This window comes from Rothia sp. HMSC069C10 (assembly GCF_001812205.1).
Classification (GTDB): domain Bacteria; phylum Actinomycetota; class Actinomycetes; order Actinomycetales; family Micrococcaceae; genus Rothia; species Rothia mucilaginosa.
This window is the reverse complement of sequence record NZ_KV808301.1, coordinates 330,858-337,575: the sequence shown is the minus strand read 5'-3', so window position 1 is coordinate 337,575 and position 6,718 is coordinate 330,858. Positions and strand designations below refer to the sequence as shown.

Here is a 6,718-nt window from a genome sequence, read left to right as displayed (position 1 = left end):
TTCTCGAAACACATGTGGCTTTTCGCCGTTTATAGAGGAGGGGCGGGGCTCCTTCGATAGGTTAGTGTCTTCACCACGGGTTAAAGACCCACGGCGAAGACACTAACCTATCGAAACAACCAGTGGCTCGGCGATGACGAACCGGCGAATACGGGGTCTGGGGAACCCGTATACTGAAAGAGTTCGCGCCGCCGGGTACGAAATGGCTTGTGGAAACTATGAACGCTCCCACCGAGCAGTGCTTCTAAACCGGCGCTGGCGCATGTGTACGACCGGGACCGCACAGGTTCCGAATATTTGACGTTTCTTCGACTGGAGAAACGATTACTAATGAGAGGTTGACCGCCCCTATGACGACGCAGTCTACGGATTCTTCCGCTACTACTGACGAGCACCGTAACCGCAATGCGGAGCGTGCGCAGCTGCACTCCACGATTTGGCGTATTGCGAATAATCTGCGCGGTTCGGTAGATGGCTGGGACTTTAAGCAGTACGTGCTGGGCATGCTTTTCTACCGTTACCTCTCTGAGAGCCAGGTGCGCTTTGTTGAGAAGAAGTACGGTCTGGATCAGGCTTTTGAGCTGATTCCTGATGAGGCTTTTGACGAGGATACCCGCCGCATGCTGGTGGAGGAGCGCGGTTTCCTACTGCTGCCTTCGCAGCTGTTCTCTGTGGTACACAAGCAGGCTCGTCAGGACCAGAACCTGAATGAGACCCTGGCGAACGTGTTCAAGGCGTTTGAAGAGTCCGCGCGCGGCACCGAGTCCGAAGCGAACGTGAAGGGCCTCTTCGACGACTTCGTACTGGATTCGAACAAACTGGGTGCGAGCCCAACGGATCGCCACGAGAATCTGCTCAAGCTCATGGATGCTGTGGCGGACATGAACCTGGATAAGGGCTACGAGGATAGTGAAAATGATGCTTTCGGTGACGCCTACGAGTTCCTAATGGGCATGTACGCGGCAAACGCGGGTAGAAGTGGCGGTGAGTACTTCACCCCGCAGGAGGTTTCGGAGCTACTGGCGAAGATTGCCATGGACGGCCGCGATGCCGAGCAGATCCGTACCGTGTACGACCCGGCGTGTGGTTCGGGTTCTCTACTGTTGAAGGTTAAGCGCCAGCTTGGTGATGATTCGGAGGGGCTATGCTTTGTAGGTCAGGAAAGTAACCCGACCACTTATAACCTGTGCCGCATGAACATGATTCTGCACGGTGTTCCTATGGACGATTTCAACATTGCGCTTGGCGATACTCTGATTGACCCGAAGCACCGCGGTGGTACTGGCTCTAAGTTTGAAGAGCCCTTTGGCGCAATTGTGTCTAACCCTCCGTATTCGACGGAGTGGAAGGGGGACAAAGACCCCACTCTGATTCACGACGACCGTTACGCTCCGGCGGCGGTTCTCGCGCCACCGTCAAAGGGCGACTTGGCGTTTACGATGCACATGCTGGCGTCTCTGGATGAAGCGGGTACGGCTGCGATTGTTGAGTACCCGGGCGTGCTGTACCGTGGTGGTGCGGAGCGTAAGATTCGCGAGTACCTGCTGAAGCAGAACGTGGTGGATGCTGTGATTCAGCTACCCTCCAACCTGTTCTACGGTACGAGCATTGTGACCTGCATTCTGGTGCTGAAGAAGGGCCGTCGCAAGGATCATTCGGTGCTGTTCCTGGATGCATCTGCGCTCTTTGATAAGGGCACGAACCAGAACATTCTGGGTAAGTCGCACCGTGAGAAGATTCTGGAGGCGCTGGCGGCTCGTGAAGAGCGTGAGCATTTCTCGGCGCTGGTTCCGGTGGAGCAGCTGCTGGAGCAGGAGGCGAACCTAGCGGTATCGAGCTGGGTTGAACCGGAGGACACGCGTGAGCGCGTGGACATTGTTGAGTTGAATTCTCGCATTGAGGGTATTGTGGCTCGTCAGGCTCAGTTGCGCATGGAGATTGATGCTATTGTAGCGCGTCTGGAAGGCGGCGAGTAGTCGTGGCGGAAGTGACGAATTATATTAACCGCCTAGTGGCTGAGCTCTGCCCGGACGGGGTGGAGTACCGCCTGCTGGGTGAGCTCCTTGGCTATGAGCAGCCGACGAAGTACCTTGTATCGTCTAAGGACTACGACGACTCGTACCCTACGCCGGTGCTGACTGCGGGTAAAACGTTTATTCTCGGTTATACGAATGAGACCGAGGGCATTTACCCTGCATCTGAGGAAGAGCCTGTCATTATTTTTGATGACTTTACGACTGCTTTTAAATGGGTTGAATTCCCGTTTAAAGCTAAGTCGAGTGCTATGAAGATGCTTACTTTGAAGAGTGGGACTAATTCACTTTTTAAGTATGTCTATTATGCGATGCAGTGCATTGTATATAACTCGTCTGACCATGCTCGACAGTGGATTTCTAAGTACTCGAATATCGAGGTTCCTGTTCCTCCACTAGAGATTCAGGAAGCGATTGTTGAAATTCTCGACAAATTCACGAACCTGGAAGCGGACCTGAAAGCGGAGCTGGAAGCGCGTACTCTGCAATACGAGTACTACCGTGACTCGCTCTTCGAAGCCCTCGACTGTCCTCGTGTTCCTCTAGACTCTTTCGCAAAGATTAAGAACGGCAAGACCTATAAGGATTTCGGCGCAGGAAATATCCCGGTATATGGTTCTGGCGGAATCATGACCTATGTCGATAGGTCTTCATACGATAAGCCGACAGTGCTTATTCCGCGTAAGGGTTCTTTGGGGAATCTCTTCTACCTGGAAGAGCCTTTTTGGAATGTCGATACGATTTTCTACACCGAAATCGACGAAGAGCAAGTTATTCCTAAATTCCTGTACTACTTCCTGAAGACAGCTCACCTTGAAGATTTAAACACTGCAGGCGGCGTTCCTAGCCTGACTCAGAAAGTGCTTAACAAGGTTCTTATTCCAGTTCCTTCCTTGGAAGAGCAGCAGCGCATTGTCGATATTCTCGACCGCTTCGACGCCCTAACCAGCAGCCTCTCCGAGGGTCTACCCGCAGAGCTGGCAGCGCGTCGCAGCCAGTACGAGTACTACCGCGATCAGCTACTCACCTTCCCCCGCAAGGGCGAAAACCAGTAGCCACCCGCGTATCAAACTGCGCATCACGCGCGAACCCCGTGCAGGGGCGGCATCCGCCACCCCTGCACGGGCCGCTAGACCTCAACCACATACCTCAACCACACTCAACAAACTGGGCTCACCAATCCTGAGCCCAACCCATCCACACACTCAACCCCTACGCAAAGGAGCACCCCGTGGAAACCGTACCCAACCACCCCCGCCCCACCGAAGGACGCACCGAAAGCATCCTCAGCTCGGACGACTTCACTGTCATCGCCGACCGTAGCAAAGCAACCGGCTACGACGAATGGGAATCCCAACACAAAAATAAGCGTGAGCACCAGAGCGAATCGCAGCTCGAAACCGAACTCATCGAAACCCTTAAAACCCAGGGCTACGACTACCTGCCGCGCCTCACCGACGAAGCCGCGCTCATCCGCAACCTGCGCGAACAGCTCGAACGCCTCAACACCCGTCCCGAAGAAGGCACCTACGGCCCCAACAGCGGCTTCCACTTCACCGACGAAGAATTCAACCGCCTACTCACCGAACACATCGCCCGCTCCAACGACGGCATCCTCGAAAAAGCAAAGCTCATCCAGGAAGAACGCTTCATCGACTTCCGCCTCGAAGACGGTACCCTGCGCAACATCATGCTCATCGACGCCGCCTACCCCGCACGCAACCACATGCAGGTCATCAACCAGTACCGCGTACCCGCCCCCAACGGCAAAGTACTCAACCGCTACGACGTGACTATCCTCGTCAACGGCCTGCCCCTCGTACACATCGAACTCAAGAAGCGCAACGTAAGCATCCGCGAAGCCTTCAACCAGATCGAGCGATACCAGAACGAAGGCTTCCAGCAGGACAAGCACCGCCTCTTCGAATACGCCCAGATCTTCGTCATCAGCAACGGCTTCGAAACCAAGTACTACTCCAACACCGTGCGCCACAAGCACGTCGAAGACCAGCAGAAGGCCGGCCGTAAGACCGACTCCGGCGGCTCCGCAGGCAAGAGCTTCGAATTCACCAGCTACTGGTCAGACGAACAGAACAACCGAATCAACGACCTGATTCTCTTCGCGCGCACCTTCCTCACCCGCCACACCCTCGCAAACATCCTGACCCGCTACTGCATCTTCACCGTAGGCCAGGACCTGCTCGTCATGCGCCCCTACCAGATTGCGGCAACCGAGAAAATCATTAAGCGCGTCGAAATCGCCAACAACACCCCTAAGATTCTCGGCACCAAAGAAGCCGGCGGCTACATCTGGCACACCACCGGTAGCGGCAAGACCCTCACCAGCTTCAAGACCGCACGCCGCCTGGCAGAAACCGGGCTCGTCGACAAGGTCATCTTCGTCGTGGACCGCAAGGACCTCGACTACCAGACCATGCTCGAATACAACAACTTCCAGGCAGACTCCGTCAGCTCCACCGGCAGCACCCGCGAACTCAGCACCCGCCTCGCCGACCGCGGAACCAACATCGTAGTCACCACCATCCACAAGCTGTCCAACCTCATCACCTCCGAACCCGAACACCCCGTCTACGGCCAGCGCGTAGCCATCATCTTCGACGAATGCCACCGCTCCCAGTTCGGCCGCATGAACACCGCCATCAAGAAGAGCTTCAAGAAGTACAGCATGTTCGGGTTCACCGGCACCCCCATCTTCGAAAAGAACTCCGCAGGCGGCCCCGGCACCACCACCGTCGAAGTCTTCGGCGACTGCCTGCACACCTACACCGTCGTTGACGCTATCAACGACAAGAACGTGCTGAAATTCCACCTGGAATACACCAACACCAGCCCCCACTTCGCCGAACTCGAAGAAACCTCCTACGCAGAAGAAATTGCCGCCGAACGCGCCGAAACCCCCGACGCGAAGGAACTCGCCAAGTTCGCAAAGAGCAAGGAAGTACTCGAAAGCCCCGAACGTATCGAAGCCGTAGCCACCTACATCCTGGACAACTACGACCGCAAAACCAACCAGAGCGCAGCCACCAGCTACGACATCAAAAAGACCCGCACCATCAACGGCGTCACCGAACACTACGTACAGCGCGTGCGCGGCTTCAACTCGATCCTGGCAACCTCCTCCATCGACGCCGCCTGCACCTACTACGACGCCCTCAACACCCTGCAAGAAGAACGCATCGCAGACGGCACCCTGCGCCCCGAACAGAAGCTCAAGGTCGCCATCATCTACTCGCAGGGCAACGGCGGGCAGCTTTTCGACACCTTCGGCGAAGAAGAAAACTTCACCTTCGCCACCGAAGGCACCGGCAGCCGCATGGACGGCTTCCTCGAAGACTACAACACCATGTTCGGCACCAACTTCAGCACCGACGGCGACTCCTTCGACAACTACTACAAGGACGTCTCCCGCAAGATGAAGATGCGTGAACTGGACCTGCTCATCGTCGTCAACATGTTCCTCACCGGCTTTGACTCCAAGACCGTCAACACCCTCTGGGTAGACAAAAACCTGAAGATGCACGGCCTGGTACAGGCATACAGCCGCACCAACCGAATCCTCAACTCGCTCAAGCCCTCCGGCAACATCGTGTGCTTCCGCGACCTCGAACAGGCAACCAAGGACGCCTTCACCCTCTTCGGCGACACCGAAAACAGCAGCGGCCAGTCCGCCCTCGACATCGCGTTCACCCGACCCTACAAGGATGCCTACGCCGCATACGACAAGGCCGTCTCTGAACTGCGCGAAGAATTCCCCATCGACGAGGGCGGCTCCATCACCGTGGACACCCCCGAAGACAAGGCCCGCTACATCAAGCTCATGAACGATGTGCTTGAACTGCAGCAGGAACTGCGCGTGCACGACGAGTTCATCCGCGACGGCGGCAACGAGCTCATCAGCGACTACGACATGCAGGGCTACACCGGTGTCTACAACGACATCTACGAAGAGATTCGTGAGCAGCGTAAGGCACAGGAAGAAGGAACCGACGAGGGCGAAGATAGGACCGATAAGGTCGACCCGTTCGCTGGTGTCCACTTCCTCACCGAGCTGGTGAAGCAGCAGGAAGTCGGTGTGCTCTACATCCTCGAGCTCGTCAAGGCAGCCCGCGCAGCACGCCACGGCAAGGCCGACGCGGCAGGGGAGAACAACACCGCCGAAACCGCTCAGGACAGCGTCGAGTACTTCCGCGACCGCGTGCGCCTCGCAATTCGTAACGACGCCGACCTGCGCGAAAGCGGCGACATCATCGAGGACTACTTCGACACCTACCTGAACGAGTCCGAAGACCACGACGTGCAGGAACACTTCCACCACTACGTGACCGACCGCCGCACCCGCGAAGAAGACACCATCGTCAAGGACGAAGAGCTGGACTCCGCAGAAACCCAGCGCGTCGTCAACCGTGCACTCAAGGAAAACCGCCGCACTATTCCCGGCAAGATCAGCCGCCTGGTCAAGGGCAAGATCTCGCTCTTCGGCGGCAAGCTCGGCGGCGCGAAGACCGAGGACGCCGCGACCAAGGCGAAGCGCGTGAAGCAGAAGCTGGAGAAGCACATCGTCCGCTTCATGCCGTTCCTTGGCGGAGAATAACCCGCGGTGACGTGCTGTAACTGGCGGTAGCCTGCGGTTATTCGCCCAGAAGCCACATGTGTTTCGAAAAGCC

The 6,718-nt window shown here is 56.7% G+C and carries 3 protein-coding genes; all 3 read left to right on the top strand.

From position 1 onward, the window contains the following. Window positions 1–350: 350 nt before the first annotated feature. A complete protein-coding gene (locus HMPREF2842_RS06335) occupies window positions 351–1,976 on the top strand; it encodes a type I restriction-modification system subunit M (protein ID WP_070643461.1) in 1,626 nt (541 codons plus the stop codon). A gap of 2 nt (window positions 1,977–1,978) precedes the next feature. Continuing rightward, the gene (locus HMPREF2842_RS06330) at window positions 1,979–3,088 is read left to right on the top strand and encodes a restriction endonuclease subunit S (RefSeq protein ID WP_210398794.1); all 1,110 of its coding nucleotides are present in this window, start codon (window positions 1,979–1,981) and stop codon (window positions 3,086–3,088) included. 176 nt (window positions 3,089–3,264) lie between these two features. Then, complete coding sequence (locus tag HMPREF2842_RS06325; protein ID WP_070643456.1) at window positions 3,265–6,645, top strand: type I restriction endonuclease subunit R; 3,381 nt, start codon at window positions 3,265–3,267, stop codon at window positions 6,643–6,645. The last annotated feature ends 73 nt before the right edge of the window (window positions 6,646–6,718 follow it).